Below are 15,079 nucleotides of genomic sequence, written 5' to 3'. Positions count from 1 at the left end.
CGCGATTAGAGTGGGGACAATGACCGTCGACCTCAACAAGGACACGCTCCTGTGCATGTCGCTCTCCGGGCGACCGAGCAACATCGGCACGAGGTTTCACAATTACCTCTACGAGGAATTGGGCCTGAACTTCGTCTACAAAGCCTTCACCACCGAAGACGTGCCAGCCGCGATCGGCGGCATCCGAGCACTCGGGATTCGAGGCTGCGGGGTGTCGATGCCGTTCAAGGAACAGGTCATCGAGCACATCGACGTCATGCACGATTCGGCGAGCGCCATCGACTCCGTGAACACGATCGTCAACGAGTCCGGAGTGCTGCACGCCTACAACACCGACTATCAGGCGGTGGCCGATCTACTGCGTGACAACAACGTCGACACGAGCCTGTCCGTCGCTGTCGCCGGCAGCGGTGGCATGGCAAAAGCAGTCGTCGCCGCGGTGCGCGACACCGGATTCACCGACGTCACCGTGATCGCCCGCAACCAGCAAGTGGGGTCGTCGCTCGCGAAGCAGTACGGCTTCGACTGGCAGGCCGAACTCGGCGAGCTTCGTCCCGGTGTGCTGATCAACGCCACTCCGATCGGTATGTCCGGCGGCGCAGAAGCAGATGCACTGTCGTTCCCCGAACAAGCAGTGCGCGCCGCCGATGTCGTCTTCGACGTCGTCGCGATGCCTGCGAACACGCCACTGATCGCGTTGGCGACCGAACTCGGCAAGACGGCGATCACGGGAGCGTCGGTCATTGCCCTTCAGGCCGCCGAACAGTTCGTGCTCTACACCGGCGTGCGTCCGAGCGCGGAGCAGATCCAGCGAGCGTCGGAATACTCACGGGCGTAGGAACCACGTCGCCGTGAACGAGACCGGGGAGACTCCACCTCAACAACTCGCGCGGAACTTCAACGAGTTGTTGCAAGAACTGCGCGTCGCGCTCTCTGGTGTTCAGATCCTGTTTGCCTTCCTGCTGGCCGTGGCATTCACCGAACGCTACGAGGAAGCGTCGGCGTACATCCGCGGCATCCACTTGGTGACGGTGATCCTTGTTGCCATCTCGTTCGGGTTCCTGATGGCACCCGCGGTCTGGCATCGCATGCTTTTCCGCCGTGGGCACCGCGAGAACATATTGCCCGTGGCCAACCGATTCGCCCTGTGCGGCATAGCCTTTCTGGCCGCCTCCATGACCGGCACGGTCCTGTTGATCGCCGAGGTCGCCGTCGGCGGAGTTGCCGCAAAGGTTTTGGCAGCGTGCGCCGCGATCATGTTCACGGCACTGTGGTTTCTCGTGCCGTCATTCATCGATCGCACCAAGAGCTGACTCAGGCTCCGGTGTCGACGGCGCGAGTGCTGTCGTTGGACCACTGTGACCACGAGCCCGGGAACAGCGTCGCGTCGTAACCAGCGATCGCGAGCGCCGCGATCTCGTGCGCGGCAGTCACTCCGGATCCGCAGTACACCGCCACCTTGTCTCCGACGCCCAGTCCGGCGAATCGCTCACGCAGGTGGGTCGTATCCAGGAATCGCCTGTCGCCGGTGATGTTCTCGGCGGTCGGCGCGTTCACCGCCCCGGGGATGTGCCCTGCGACGGGATCCATCGGCTCGACCTCGCCGCGGTACCGCTCCCCGGCTCGGGCGTCTAGAAGGACACCGCCCTCGCTCGTCCAGTTGCCGACACCGTCGATGTCGACAGTCGGCATGTTGCCGCCGGTGAAAGTCACGTCGCCCGGGCTGACGGACTCGCCGATACCGGCCGCCAACGGCAGTCCTGCGGACTCCCAGGCCTGCAGCCCGCCGTCGAGCAGTCGGACATCCGAGAGTCCGGCCCACCGCAGCAGCCACCAACCACGGGCAGCGGCCGTGTTGCCGGTGGCGTCGTAAAGCACCACCGAATCACCGTCGTCGATTCCCCAACGACGCGCCGCGTCCTGCAGGTCTTCGAGACTCGGCAGCGGATGCCTCCCCTCGTCCGGCGACGGCGGCGAGGCAAGTTCCTCGTCGAGGTTCACGAATACCGCACCGGGAATATGGCCGTCGCGAAAATGCTGCTCGCCGTTCGAATCACCCAGCGCCCATCGGACATCGAGCAATCGCGGCGCAGCGCCGGCCTCGATGAGAGCGGACAGTTCTTCGACGTCGATCAGCACGGGAAGTGTCATGAGCCCATCCTGACACGACCACTCATGCAACCCCGAAGAAGGCACCGAGACCCACCAACAACACTCCCGTCACCACGTCGATTCGCTTGCCGACGCCAGGGCGACGCAGCTTCTTGCCGGCTCCGGCTGCCAACACCACCACGATCGCCCACCACAGCGCCGCGGCGACCACCGTCGCGCCCGCCAACATCAACGTGCGCAGCCCTGCGCCTTCACCCGGCTCGATGAATTGCGGGAGTAGCCCGAGAAAGAACAACAGCGCCTTCGGGTTCAGCAGGTTCGAGAGGAAGCCGTAACGAAATGCTGTGGTGACCGCGATCGGTTCTTTCGCTGCCGGAATTCCCTCGTCCGAGGCTCGGGCCTTGAAAGCACTTCGAATCGCGGAGATGCCGAGCCAGGTCAGATATGCCGCCCCGGCGTATGTGAGCGCGGAGAGCAACTGTGGCCGTGTCGCCACAAGTGCGGAGAGACCCAGTGACGCGGCAGCGGTGTGAACGAAGAGCCCGGAAATCACACCGGCGGCCACCACCGCGCCGGTCCGACGATCTGCCAGAGAATGACGCAGGATCAGGACAAAATCCGGTCCCGGCGTGAACAGGACGATGGATAGCAGGGAGCCGAAAGCGAGCCATTGACCGACACTCATCCGAAATACCTCACACCCGAGCTGATTCGAGACACATGTTCATGCCAGGAGTGTGCAACTGGATCCGGGAAGTTCAAAACGACTCCGGATATAGTTCGGCAGATGACGAAGAATGAGCCTCTGGATCCGGTGGACTGGAAGATTTTGGCCGAATTGCAGAACGACGCGTCGATCACCAACAAGGTGTTGGCCGATCGAGTCGGCTTGGCGACGTCCTCGTGCCACGAGCGCGTACGACGCCTACGCGCCAACGGCACGATCAGCGGCATCCATGCGGTTGTCGATCCGGCAGCCGTTGGCCGGTCGATGCAGGCGATCATCGCCGTTCAATTGCGACCACACCGCCGCGACCTCGTCGACCGGTTCACCGCCGACGCGCTAGCGCTGCCGGAAACGCTTGCGCTCTTCAACGTCTCGGGGCCCGAGGACTTCTTCCTCCACGTCGCGGTCCGTGACAGCGCTCATCTACAACGGGTATTGATCGACCACCTCGCCGCACATCCCGAGGTCTGGCACGCCCAAACGCACCTCATCTACGGCAAAGCGGTCACCTCACCCATCCGACCGGACAGGTAAATCGGGCCTCGAGCGGGTCGGGCAGAATCACTGACCATGTCGGACTCCACAGATACCACCGAACCGGAAGCCGTTCGCAGCAACTCGCAACCGATGAGCGCAGGCATCGTCACGGCCCTCGTCGGCTTCACCAGTTCGTTCGCGGTGGTCCTCACCGGCCTCGCCGCTGTCGGCGCGGACGCGACCGAGGCGGCGTCCGGACTGCTGGTTCTGTGTGTGACCCAAGCGTTGGGAATGCTCTGGCTCTCACGCCGGTATCGGATGCCGATCACCCTGGCCTGGTCGACGCCCGGTGCCGCTCTGCTCGCCGGCGCGGGAGCCGTCGAGGGTGGGTGGCCGGCGGCGGTCGGAGCATTCATCGTCGTCGGAATCGCGATTGTTCTGACCGGACTGTGGCCGACGCTCGGAAGGATCATCTCGGCAATCCCGACGCCCCTCGCGCAGGCGATGCTCGCCGGGGTTCTGATGCCGTTGTGCCTGGCGCCGATCATCGCCGTCCGGGACGCCCCCGCAGCGGTCGCGCCCGTCATCCTGGTTTGGCTTGCCGCGCAGCGCTTCTCCAAGCGATGGGCGGTTCCGCTCGCGTTTCTCACAGCAGCGGTCGTGATCGGGATCAGCCTCGTCACGTCGGATCGAGTGCTCGACGCCGGCGCCATGATTCCCCGCATTGATCTCACCGCGCCGTCGTGGACCTGGCAGGCAATGATCGGCATTGCGATTCCCCTCTACATCGTCACGATGGCTTCGCAGAACATTCCCGGTGTGGCCGTGATGAATTCGTTCGGATACACCGTTCCCTGGCGACCGTCGATGATCGTGACGGGTATCGGCACCATCGTCGGCGCACCGGCCGGTGGCCATGCGATCAACCTCGCGGCGATCAGCGCAGCCCTGGCCGCCGCCCCCACCGCACATCCGGATCCCAAACGTCGATGGATCGCTGCCTTCACCGCAGGCTGGGCGTATCTCGTTCTCGCTGCCGGCGCGGCCGCGGTGGCCGCTCTGGTAGCCGCCGCACCGGCCGGAGTCGTGGAAACTGTTGCCGGACTGGCGCTCCTGGCAACGCTTGCCGGCGCCCTCACGTCGGCGCTGAGCGAGGCGAGTGAACGTGAAGGCGCCGTGGTCACGTTTCTGATCGCCGCATCCGGGGTCAGTATCCTGGGAATCGGATCGGCATTCTGGGCACTGTTGGTGGGGCTGATCGTGCGTGCAGTCCTACAGGGCACCACCCTGCCCCCACTCTCGCGAAAGTCCTCACTACAGTCGAAGCCGTGAGCACAGCGCAGACGCCCCCGTCGATCAGCGAGTTTCCCGTTCTCTGGCCCGTCCCGACGCGGTGGGACGACAACGATCACTACGGCCACGTCAACAACGTGACCTACTACTCGTACTTCGACACCGCGGTCAACGCCTGGCTGATGTCTTCCACTGGAACCGACATCCGCACCCTGCCTGCCATCGGCGTCGTCGCCGAGACGTCGTGCCGGTACCTGAGCGAACTGTCGTTCCCCGAGCAGTTGCAGGTGGGTATCTCCGTCGAGAAGCTGGGCACCAAGAGCATCGTCTACGCCCTGGCGATATTCCACGAGGTCGACGGTGGCAATTGGGAACCCGCTGCCACCGGCCGCTTTGTCCACGTCTACGTCGACGCCGACACCCGTAAGCCGGTGGAGATCCCGGCGGCCATCAGATCTGCAGCCGGGACCTTGACCGAAAACTAGCTCAGACCGAGCTGATCTGCCGTCAAGACGGCGCGTGCAACGATTCCGTCGATCAGCGCGACCGTCGGGCCGCCGTGCTCGGCCTTGTTGCGCGGATCGTCGAGGATACGTCGCAGCACGCCCTCCGCGATGATCGAGAGCTTCCACAGAGCGAGTACGTGCCAGTATCCGACCGCTGACACGTCGCGGCCAGTCGCCTCGACGTAGGCAGCGACCAGCTCGTCACGGTTCGGGAAGCCTTCCAGCGTGGACGCCATGAACGGACCGGCAACCTTGTCACCGGCTTCCGGCCAGTACGCGAGTAGCGCACCGAGGTCCGCGAGCGGCTCCCCCAACGTGCACAGCTCCCAGTCGACGACGGCAACGATGCGCCCCTCGGCCGGATCGGTGATGACGTTGTTGAGGTGGAAGTCGCCGTGAACCAACGTCACTTCGTTCTGTTCCGGAATGTTTCGGTGCAGAATCTCGGCCAATCGGTCGACATCCGGAACATCGCGGGTCTTGGACTTCTCCCACTGCGCCAACCACCGCTTGAGCTGACGCTCGGCAAAGGGCTTGCGGCTGGCCAGGTCGTCCAGCCCGGTCTCTTCCAGGTCAACTCCGTGGATGCTGGCGAGGGTTTTGGGCATCGCCAAGCCGACCGCGCGACGCTCGTCCTCGGTCAACTTCTGAGCCACCGGAACGCCGTCGATCACAACGCCGTCGATGTAGCTCATGAGGACCAGCGGAGCGTCCGTGATCTCCGGATCTTCCGTGATGCCGAGGATCTTCGGAACCGGCACTTTGGTTCCCTGGAGCGACGACAGGATGCGGTGCTCGCGAACGACGTCGTGCGCGGACGCCAACAACGTGCCGAGTGGAGGTCTGCGCAGTACCCACCGTCCTCCGCCCGCATCCGTCACGGAGTAGGTCAGGTTCGATTGCCCGTTACCGATCCTCTCGAAAGTCAGTGGTGTCGTGGCGCCGACCCCCAGTTCGGCGATCCACGCGGAAACAGCTTCTTCGTTCAAACCGACTGCAGTCACCGCACCGATGCTAGCGGTTGAAGTCCGATCGGTTGGCCGTACCGACACGTTTGTTACTCGCCAGTTCGCAGTTCAGGTCTTGATACGGCAGTGAAAATACTTGCGGATTTCCCAATCAGGGGGATCCTGATGGTAGAGCGACAACTGCATACGACACATCGGGATTGTGCGGCGTACTCACGAGGCGCGCCGGGCATGAGCAGAAACCGAGGTGAGCGAAGATGATCGACAACCTCGATTATCCGGTCCAACTCATCCAACCGAACGGCGCACGGGTGTGCCGTCCCGAATTCGACCGCCTGATAACGGACATCGGGCCTGACGAACTGCTGTCGTTGTATCGCGATCTCGTCGTGAGTCGCCGAATCGACACCGAAGCTGTTGCCCTGCAGCGTCAAGGCGAAATCGGTTTGTGGGCTCCGATGCTAGGCCAAGAAGCCGCCCAGGTCGGTTCCGCGAGAGCGCTCGCCCCAGACGACTTCGCGTTCACCAGCTACCGCGAACATGCCGTCGCGTACTGCCGGGGTGTTCCCCCCGAATTGCTGACCACCATGTGGCGAGGAATCTCCCATTCCGGTTGGGATCCAGAACAATTCAATGTCACCAATCCGGCGATCGTCGTCGGCTCCCAAGGGCTGCACGCCACCGGATACGCACTCGGCGCACACCTGGACGGCGCCGAGATCGCAACGATCGCGTACTTCGGCGACGGCGCCACAAGTCAGGGCGACATCGCCGAGGCGATGGGATTTGCCGCCAGTTTCCGTGTCGGCGTTGTCTTCTTCTGCCAGAACAACCAGTGGGCAATCAGTGAACCGGTATCCCTCCAGTCACGCACGCCCATCTCACATCGGGCAATCGGTTACGGCATCCCCGCGATCCGCGTCGACGGTAACGACGTCCTTGCCGTGCTCGCCGTGACGCGCTCGGCGCTCAATCGCGCACGCGAAGGCAGCGGCCCGACGTTCATCGAGGCGATCACCTGCAGAATGGGCCCGCACACGACCTCCGACGATCCGAGCAGGTACCGCACCGATACGGATATGTCGGAGTGGAGAAGCCGCGATCCGCTCGAGCGAATGCGTCTGCTCCTCGGCCGTCGCGATCTTCTCGGAGAAAACGAACTCAGCACCATCGCGGCAGCCGCCGACGACGTCGCCGCTGGACTGCGACGCGCAACCATCGCGCTCGCCGATCCGCCCCCGTCAGCGCTCTTCGATCACGTCTACGCCGAGGCACACCCACTGATCGACGCTGAACGCGAAGAGCATCGCGCGTATCTCCGTAGCCTGGAAGGGGCTTCGTCATGACCGTCATGAATCTGGTGACCGCGCTCAACACCGGCCTTCGACGCGCACTCGAAGACGATCGTCGCGTTGTCATCATGGGCGAGGACGTCGGCCGTCTCGGCGGCGTATTCCGGGTTACCGACGCCCTGCAGAAGGACTTCGGCGACACCCGGGTGATCGACATGCCCCTCGCCGAATCAGGGATCGTGGGAACAGCTTTCGGTCTTGCCTTGCGCGGATATCGTCCGGTCTGCGAAATTCAATTCGACGGGTTTGTCTACCCGGCTTTCGATCAGATCGTCTCGCAGGTGGCCAAGATCCAGTACCGCACCCGAGGCGCTGCATCTGCGCCACTGACGATTCGGATTCCCAGTGGCGGCGGAATCGGTGCGGTGGAACATCATTCGGAGTCGCCGGAAGCGTACTTCGCTCACACCGCGGGACTGCGGGTGGTGTACCCGAGCAATCCGATCGACGGTTTTCACATGATCCGCCAATCCATTGCGGCCGACGACCCGGTGATATTCCTCGAACCCAAACGGCGCTACTGGGATACCGCCGACGTGAATACCGATGCTGCGCCCGAGCTTCCGCTCCACCGTGCTCGCGTCGCCCGCTCGGGGAACGACGCGACAGTGGTTGCGTACGGATCCATGGTCACCACCGCACTCGACGCCGCGCGGATCGCCGAAGAAGAGGGCCATGATCTGGAAGTGGTGGATCTGCGTTCACTCTCCCCCGTCGACTTCGACACGATCGAGGCGTCGGTGAACAAGACAGGCCGGCTGGTCGTTGTCCACGAGGCTCCGAAGTTTCTCGGCGTCGGCGCCGAAATCGCAGCACACGTCGCGGAACACTGCTTCTATCAGTTGGAGTCACCGATCCTGCGGGTCAGCGGATTCGACATCCCCTACCCGCCCGCCAAGCTCGAGCGTTTTCACCTTCCGGACGCCGACCGGATCCTCGCAGCACTCGACCGGGCGCTGGCAGCATGAGTACAGGGCACGAATTCCGGTTGCCGGATCTCGGCGAGGGCCTGACGTCCGCCGATCTGGTCGAGTGGACGGTCGGCGTCGGCGACACTGTGGCACTCAATCAAGTTCTCGCCCAGGTAGAGACAGCCAAAGCTCTTGTCGAACTGCCGTCGCCCTACGTCGGCGTTGTCAGAGAACTCCTCGTCGAACCTGGCACTACCGTTCCGGTGGGTACTCCGATCATCCGTATCGAGGAGCCTGCAGATTCACCGTCTCCAAGTGATTCACAGTCTCCGAGCGTGCTGGTCGGATACGGACCCGCGGCCGAGAGACCGAGCCGCCGACGGAGCAAGATCACGCCGGACTCGCAATCCGCGGCGAATACCGAACGACAGCCCGCAACACCCGCGGCGCGGCGCGCGGCCCGCGAAGCCGGCATCGAACTGAGCGAAATCACCGGCAGCGGATTCGACGGCGCCGTCACCGCAGCTGACGTCGCAGACGCGCTTACCGTGCAGGCGCCTTCGGATAACGCGACACGCCTGGCCTCGTCCGGCATACGAAAACAGATGGCGTCGGCGATGGTTGCCAGCGTCCGCGCTCCGCAGGCCAGCGTCTTCCTCACCGCCGATGTCACGCCTTCGATGGAACTGCTCGGCAGGCTCCGTTCCTCGGAGGCGTTCACCGGACTGTCCCTCACTCCGCTGACTCTCGCTGCCAAGGCAATGGTGGCCGCCGTCGCCTCGCACCCGATGGTGAACGCGCATTGGGACGAGGCCCGCGGCGACGCCGCCGTCGACGATGACGTGAATCTCGGCATCGCCGTCGCCTCCGAACGTGGACTGTCCGTGCCCAACATCAAGAGCGCCCAGACCCTGAGCCTGGTCCAGCTCGCACGCGCGGTGACCGAACTGACCGTCGCTGCCCGTGAGGGAAATACGGACGTCCGTCACCTGACGGGTGGCACCGTCACGATCACAAATGTCGGAGTCTTCGGCGTCGACGGCGGCATTCCGCTTCTCAATCCGGGAGAAGCCGTCATTCTCTGTCTGGGCTCGGTGAGCGAGCGTCCGTGGGTGATCGAGCGCAAGATCGAAGTGCGGAGCGTCGTGACACTGACGTTGACGTTCGACCACCGCGTGCTGACCGGTGAGCAGGCCGCGAGATTCCTCTCATTTGTCGCAGAGATGCTCGCGAACCCGGACCTGTTGCTGACTCACCTGTAGAAAGGAACGAGTGAGCGTCAACCCCACCGACCGCGCAGTCCCCACCTCCGCCCTGGTGCGCGCCCGCGCCGGCATCTTCGGCATTTTCGGCATCAACGGATTTCTCCTCGCGATGTGGGTCGTCCACATCCCGTCCATCGAACACCGAGTGGGGATCAGTCACTCGACGCTCGGCTCACTTCTTCTCCTTCTTGCAGTCGGAGCCATTGCCGGCATGCAGTTGAGCGGCCCGCTCGCAGATCGATACGGCAGCAGACGCATGGTCGTCCTGGCGGGTAGCGGGCTGGCATTCGCCACTCTCGGCCCGGGGTTTGCCACGAACACCTGGCAACTGGGCGCTGCACTTGTTGTATTCGGCTTTGCGAACGGCGCGTTGGACGTGTCGATGAACTCGCAGGCCGTCGAGGCCGAACAGTTGTACCGGCGCCCGATCATGGCGGCCTTTCACGGCATGTTCTCGGTCGGTGGCGTATTGGGCTCTGTCATCGGATTCGGCACTCTCGCACTGGATCTTCCGCCGTATGTCACGCTCAGCATCGCGTCGGCAATCGGCTTGCTGGCAGTCTGGTTGTGCTCGCGACCCCTTCTCCCTCACGTCGACGTGCATGCCGAAACCGCGTCGACTACCGGAAAGACACACGGCAGATTCTCGGCTCGCGTACTTGCCCTCGGAACCCTCGCCTTTGTTCTGATGCTGGCCGAGGGAGTGGCAAACGACTGGAGCGCGCTGCAGGTCAAGGAAGATCTCGGTGTTTCGAATGCCGTTGCCGCACTGTCGTTCGGCGCATTCTCCGCCATGATGACCGTCGGCCGGTTCACCGCGGATCGGATCAGCGCGGCGGTAGGCCCGGTGGCAGTGGTTCGCTACGGCGCTTTGCTGTCGTCCGTCGGCATGCTGACCGTCGTGGTATCCGGCTGGCTACCACTGACGTTGCTCGGTTGGGCACTGTTCGGCGCCGGCCTGTCGGGATGTATTCCGCAGATCTTCACCACGGCCGGAAATCTGGGCTCAGGTTCGGCCGGTACCAACATGTCTCGCGTCGTCGGCATGGGATACATCGGATTCCTCGCCGGGCCGGCAACCATCGGCTGGGTCACCAAGCTTGTGCCTCTCACCACAGCAATGTTGATCCCGTTTGCATGCGTCCTGGTCGCAGCGGGTTGTGCGGGTGTCGTTCGGCGCGATTCTCCGACCGCCTACAGACCTCACAGCTGATCCTCACGATCGGCACAGACTCAACAGGGATGCTGGTACTCGTGACCGTCTCGACCTCCACCCAGCACCCCGCTCCCTCCACAACCACTCGCGTCCTCGTCCTTGCCGCGATCGCCGTCGTAGCGCTGGGCGTCTTGTATTTCGTGCGACCCACCTCGCCCGGTTTGAGCGTCCCGGAACAGGTGCGCGCACTTGCCGAGTGGACGGTAGGCCGATTCGACGTCACCGCTGTACTCGCAGCCACTACCGCTCTGGCCGTCGTCTCGATGGTCCGCGGACTGCCATACGGCATCGGCGCGATCCTGCTCCTCGGAATGGGCGCCAATCTCACCAACGCGGCATTCGGTTCCTGGCTCCCCGATGTTCCCCAGGACCTATTGCCCAGCGGTCACGTCGCAGCGGCGACCGCGCTGTACTGCTCGGCGATCTTGATCTCCGCCCCGCAGTGGCGTCCGGTGGTCGCCGGGCTCGGATTCGTCGGAGTTGCTGCGATCGGTGCCAGCGCGCTCGCCGCCGAGCTGAGCGGCCTTTTCGGAGTGATAGCTGGCATTCTGATCACCCTGGTATGGGCCTGTGCCGCAGCCATTTTGATGGCACGATCGCCCATCGCCGCGAAACGTGAAGAGCTGCGCCCAGATACGGCAGCCATCGCGTTCTCCAGGCACCGAAGCATCCGACTTTAGTCCTAAATCTTTGGGATTCAGAGATTTTCGCCGATAGCTCTCCCGCCACGGTTGGACATGACGTATGTTCTGAAATGTCCGAATCAAGTAGTTCCACAGCGAAGGAGTCTTTACCGTGAGCCTCGAAGATCTGAACCCGCTCGAACTGATCCAGAAGTTGATCGAACTACTTTCCGGCTTCTCTTCCGACCCCGAAACCCCCGAGGTTCCGTAAAACGTCGCCAGAGGCGCCTGTTCCGAGTTTCGTCTCGGAGCAGGCGCCTTTGTCGTTTCAGCACAAGAAGTCGTTGCATCACACGACATCTTTGCAACACACGGCCACGAAAAAAGGCGTCCACTCGCAGCTGCGAGTGGACGCCCCTTCCGAGCTCGAGCGCTAGAGCGCCTTGAGTTCCTCGGTTACTTCGGAGACCGACTTCTTGGCGTCACCGAAGAGCATCGAGGTGCCCTCGGCGAAGAAGAGTGGGTTCTCGATACCTGCGAAACCGGAGTTCATCGAGCGCTTGAGCACGATGACGGACTTCGACTGGTCGACGTTGAGGATCGGCATTCCGTGAATCGGTGAGCTCGGATCGTTGCGCGCGGCCGGGTTGGTGACGTCGTTCGCACCGATCACCAAGGTGACATCGGTACGAGAGAACTCGTCGTTGATGTCGTCCATTTCCTTCATCGCGTCGTACGAGACATCCGCCTCTGCGAGAAGAACGTTCATGTGACCGGGCATACGGCCGGCGACCGGGTGAATGGCGTACTTGACCTCGACGCCCTTCGACTCGAGCAATTTCGCCATGTCCTTGACCGCGTGCTGAGCCTGCGCGACGGCAAGTCCGTATCCGGGTACGACGATGACCTGGTTGGCGTAGGCCATCTGGATGGCCGCGTCGGCGGCCGAGGTCGCCTTTGCCGTGCGCACGACGCCGTCGGAGGATGCGGCTTCACCGCCACCACCACCGAAGCCGCCGGCAACGATGGCCGGGATGGACCGGTTCATGGCCTTGGCCATGAGGTTGGTCAAGATGGTGCCCGAAGCACCGACGATCATGCCGGCGACGATCATCGCCTGGTTGTTGAGCGCCAAACCTGCAGCAGCAGCTGACAAACCGGTCAGAGCGTTGAGCAGCGAGATGACGACGGGCATGTCCGCGCCGCCGATGGGCAGCACGACCATCAGTCCGAGGATGCCCGAGAGCACGAGCACGCCGACGATCCACAGTGAGCTGGTCGGGCCTTCCGGTGAGATCGCCTTGATACCGATGATCACCGAGAACGCGACGGCGGCAATGAGCAGCAGAGCATTGAGCGGCTGCTGGAGCTTGCCGATTCCGATCGGACGACCAGGCAGAGTTTCCTGCAGCTTCAGGAACGCGATCACGCTGCCCCAGAAGGAGATCGATCCGATCACCGCGGCAAAGAGCGAAGCGATGACGATGTGTACCGTCGGCGACTCGCCGTGCTGGAATGCGGTGAAACCGTCCGAGTCCAGGAACTCCGCGTACGCGATCAACGCGACCGTGCCGCCGCCGACACCGTTGAACAGTGCCACCAACTGCGGCATGGCCGTCATCTTCGTGCGGAGCGCCGGCGGAACGCCGAGCACGACACCGATGACAAGGCCGGCAGCGATGAGGATCCAGTTCCCCATCTCCGCATCACGAATGGAGATCAGAGTCGCAACGACGGCGATGAGCATGCCGATCGCGGCGATCTGGTTGCCGCGGACTGCGGTCTTCGGGCCGGTAAGACCCATGAGGCCGTAGATGAACATCGAGAACGCGACAATGTAGAGCGCATTGACCAGGTATTCCATTACTGGTCACCATCCTTCGACACAGACTTGGCGGCCGGCTTGGCCTTGAACATCGCCAACATGCGGTCCGTGACGACAAAACCACCGACAACGTTCACGGTTCCGAAGACGAGCGCGACGAACAAGATGATCTGCAACCCGATCGAGGGATCGTGCACCTTGCCCAGGACGACCAACGCGCCCAGGACGACGATGCCGTGGATGGCGTTCGTACCGGACATCAACGGGGTGTGCAGGGTGTTCGGAACTTTGGAGATCACAGCGAAACCGACGAACCCGGACAACACCAGGATCGCGATGTTCGCCAGAAGTGATGTGTACATCAGGCGCCCTTCTCTTCACGGGTGACGCACGCACCGGCCAGAACCTCGTCGGAGAAATCAGGCGCCAAGGCGCCTTCCACCAACATGAGTTCGATCAGCGCGGAAATGTTCTTCGAGTACAACTCGGACGCATGCTCCGGCATGGACGCCGGCAAATTCAGCGGAGAGCAAATGGTCACGCCGTGCTTGACGACGGTTTGACCCGGCTCGGTCAGCTCGCAGTTACCACCGGTTTCACCCGCGAGGTCGACCACGACACTGCCCGGCTTCATGCCTTCGACCGCGGCAGCGGTCACCAGGCGCGGCGCGGGACGACCCGGAACCAGAGCTGTGGTGATCACAACGTCGAAGCCCTTGATCGCGTCTTCGAGTGCCTGCTGCTGCTTCGCTCGCTCGTCGTCGGTCAACTCGCGGGCGTATCCACCCTCGCCCGCCGCATCGATTCCGAGGTCGAGCCACTGTGCACCCACCGAACGCACCTGGTCGGCGACCTCAGGACGCACGTCGTACCCGGTAGCGCGGCCACCGAGACGCTTGGCTGTCGCCAGCGCCTGCAGACCTGCCACACCCACTCCGAGGACCAGAACCGTCGCAGGCTTCACCGTGCCCGCAGCGGTGGTGAGCATCGGGAAGAACCGCGTCGACTCCGATGCTGCCAACAGAACAGCCTTGTACCCGGACACGTTCGCCTGCGAGGACAACGCGTCCATCACCTGCGCGCGGGAGATACGAGGAATCGCCTCCACGGCGTATCCCTCGATGCCGGCGGCCTTCAACTCGGCGATGCGGTTGTCCGCATTACGCGGATTCAGGAAACCGATGAGCTTCGCGCCGGTACTGATCCGGGCGATCTCTTCTGTCGACGGAGGCGCAACCTTGACCACCACGTCAGCAGTCCACGGATCGCCGATCTTCGCGCCGGCAGCGGTGTACAACTCGTCGGGAATCAACGCCCCGAGACCGGCCCCGGACTCGACGACTACGTCGACACCCTTGCCGATCAAAGCGGACACAATTTTCGGCACCAATGCGACCCGACGCTCACCATCACTCGATTCTCGAGGGACGCCGACCGACGGACGCACTTGTGCGCTCTTCGATGTTTCCATTTTCCATTACCTTCTGCGGTTGGTGGTTCGCCTGCTGCGACGAGCGGCAACCAGCATGTGATGAGCGGAAGATGACCCGCTTTTGGGTGAATGGTGACTGATAGTAGCCAGAGTTAACGCGGCGTAGGGAAACCGACGACGCACTTTCTCCATCTGAATCGAGTCCGAACAGTATGTTTGGACATACCTGAAGAAGCCTACTGTGAGGTCGATCACACCGGAATGGCGGACTATTCCACTATTTGAAACGGCCGAAAGACGTAAAGGCATCAGAATGACGCGCCGAATAATCACCGTCGAGCGAGTTTACGAACCGGCTTCCGAATGTAACGC

Annotated in this window: 16 protein-coding genes; 10 read left to right on the top strand and 6 right to left on the bottom strand. The window is 63.0% G+C overall.

The genetic code is table 11. The features are described from left to right. Window positions 1–19: 19 nt before the first annotated feature. Window positions 20–838, top strand: coding sequence for a shikimate 5-dehydrogenase (locus G4D79_RS15510; protein ID WP_099698304.1), 819 nt, complete (start codon window positions 20–22; stop codon window positions 836–838). Window positions 839–851: 13 nt separating this feature from the next. Next, window positions 852–1,313, top strand: coding sequence for a DUF6328 family protein (locus tag G4D79_RS15505; RefSeq protein ID WP_003941357.1), 462 nt, complete (start codon window positions 852–854; stop codon window positions 1,311–1,313). Window position 1,314: 1 nt separating this feature from the next. On the opposite strand, the gene G4D79_RS15500 is transcribed toward G4D79_RS15505, so the two are convergent. Both G4D79_RS15500 and G4D79_RS15495 read right to left on the bottom strand, forming a co-directional pair. Next, window positions 1,315–2,151, bottom strand: a complete 837-nt coding sequence (locus tag G4D79_RS15500; RefSeq protein ID WP_099698305.1) for a sulfurtransferase — start codon at window positions 2,149–2,151, stop codon at window positions 1,315–1,317. A 22-nt stretch (window positions 2,152–2,173) separates the two neighbouring features. Next, entirely contained in the window at window positions 2,174–2,797 is a 624-nt protein-coding gene (locus G4D79_RS15495; protein WP_003941342.1) for a LysE family translocator, read from the bottom strand. Window positions 2,798–2,899: 102 nt separating this feature from the next. On the opposite strand from G4D79_RS15495, the gene G4D79_RS15490 reads away from it, so the two are divergent. From G4D79_RS15490 to G4D79_RS15480, 3 genes are read left to right on the top strand one after another with little or no spacing between them, the layout of a single operon-like run. Next, window positions 2,900–3,373 (top strand): Lrp/AsnC family transcriptional regulator, encoded by a 474-nt coding sequence (locus tag G4D79_RS15490; protein WP_003941284.1) that lies wholly within the window; start codon window positions 2,900–2,902, stop codon window positions 3,371–3,373. A 36-nt stretch (window positions 3,374–3,409) separates the two neighbouring features. Next, window positions 3,410–4,648 carry a benzoate/H(+) symporter BenE family transporter gene (locus G4D79_RS15485; protein ID WP_064112973.1) on the top strand — a complete coding sequence of 413 codons (1,239 nt, stop codon included), beginning with the start codon at window positions 3,410–3,412 and terminating at the stop codon, window positions 4,646–4,648. Further along, window positions 4,645–5,094, top strand: coding sequence for a thioesterase family protein (locus G4D79_RS15480; RefSeq protein ID WP_042447890.1), 450 nt, complete (start codon window positions 4,645–4,647; stop codon window positions 5,092–5,094). The genes G4D79_RS15485 and G4D79_RS15480 overlap by 4 nt, the downstream gene beginning before the upstream one ends. Here the strand turns inward: G4D79_RS15480 and G4D79_RS15475 are convergent. Next, on the bottom strand, window positions 5,091–6,119 hold the full coding sequence (locus G4D79_RS15475; RefSeq protein WP_099698306.1) for a phosphotransferase family protein: 1,029 nt from the start codon (window positions 6,117–6,119) through the stop codon (window positions 5,091–5,093). The two genes, G4D79_RS15480 and G4D79_RS15475, sit on opposite strands and share 4 nt — an antisense overlap. 221 nt (window positions 6,120–6,340) lie before the next feature. On the opposite strand from G4D79_RS15475, the gene pdhA reads away from it, so the two are divergent. The 5 genes from pdhA to G4D79_RS15450 are packed head-to-tail and all read left to right on the top strand — an operon-like array spanning window position 6,341 to window position 11,507. Next, window positions 6,341–7,429: a pyruvate dehydrogenase (acetyl-transferring) E1 component subunit alpha gene (pdhA, locus tag G4D79_RS15470; RefSeq protein WP_007726109.1), complete on the top strand. Its 1,089-nt coding sequence runs from the start codon at window positions 6,341–6,343 to the stop codon at window positions 7,427–7,429. After that, a complete protein-coding gene (locus tag G4D79_RS15465) occupies window positions 7,426–8,403 on the top strand; it encodes an alpha-ketoacid dehydrogenase subunit beta (protein WP_099698307.1) in 978 nt (325 codons plus the stop codon). Before pdhA ends, G4D79_RS15465 begins: the two co-directional genes overlap by 4 nt. Further along, window positions 8,400–9,608 carry a dihydrolipoamide acetyltransferase family protein gene (locus G4D79_RS15460; protein WP_099698308.1) on the top strand — a complete coding sequence of 403 codons (1,209 nt, stop codon included), beginning with the start codon at window positions 8,400–8,402 and terminating at the stop codon, window positions 9,606–9,608. Before G4D79_RS15465 ends, G4D79_RS15460 begins: the two co-directional genes overlap by 4 nt. A 10-nt stretch (window positions 9,609–9,618) precedes the next feature. Continuing rightward, on the top strand, window positions 9,619–10,824 hold the full coding sequence (locus tag G4D79_RS15455; protein WP_064074723.1) for an MFS transporter: 1,206 nt from the start codon (window positions 9,619–9,621) through the stop codon (window positions 10,822–10,824). A 29-nt stretch (window positions 10,825–10,853) separates the two neighbouring features. After that, window positions 10,854–11,507 (top strand): hypothetical protein, encoded by a 654-nt coding sequence (locus G4D79_RS15450; RefSeq protein ID WP_099698309.1) that lies wholly within the window; start codon window positions 10,854–10,856, stop codon window positions 11,505–11,507. A 376-nt stretch (window positions 11,508–11,883) separates the two neighbouring features. Here the strand turns inward: G4D79_RS15450 and G4D79_RS15445 are convergent, their stop codons facing one another. From G4D79_RS15445 to G4D79_RS15435, 3 genes are read right to left on the bottom strand one after another with little or no spacing between them, the layout of a single operon-like run. Next, window positions 11,884–13,314, bottom strand: a complete 1,431-nt coding sequence (locus tag G4D79_RS15445; RefSeq protein WP_099698310.1) for an NAD(P)(+) transhydrogenase (Re/Si-specific) subunit beta — start codon at window positions 13,312–13,314, stop codon at window positions 11,884–11,886. Continuing rightward, window positions 13,314–13,637 (bottom strand): NAD(P) transhydrogenase subunit alpha, encoded by a 324-nt coding sequence (locus G4D79_RS15440; protein WP_003941319.1) that lies wholly within the window; start codon window positions 13,635–13,637, stop codon window positions 13,314–13,316. The genes G4D79_RS15445 and G4D79_RS15440 overlap by 1 nt, the downstream gene beginning before the upstream one ends. Continuing rightward, window positions 13,637–14,746 (bottom strand): Re/Si-specific NAD(P)(+) transhydrogenase subunit alpha, encoded by a 1,110-nt coding sequence (locus G4D79_RS15435; protein WP_003941381.1) that lies wholly within the window; start codon window positions 14,744–14,746, stop codon window positions 13,637–13,639. The genes G4D79_RS15440 and G4D79_RS15435 overlap by 1 nt, the downstream gene beginning before the upstream one ends. Between the last annotated feature and the right edge of the window lie 333 nt (window positions 14,747–15,079).

It is taken from the genome of Rhodococcus sp. WY5, assembly GCF_018588185.1.
Classification (GTDB): Bacteria; Actinomycetota; Actinomycetes; order Mycobacteriales; family Mycobacteriaceae; genus Rhodococcus_F; species Rhodococcus_F qingshengii.
Note: the sequence above shows the minus strand (reverse complement) of the source record. Positions and strands in the feature narration are given on the sequence as shown.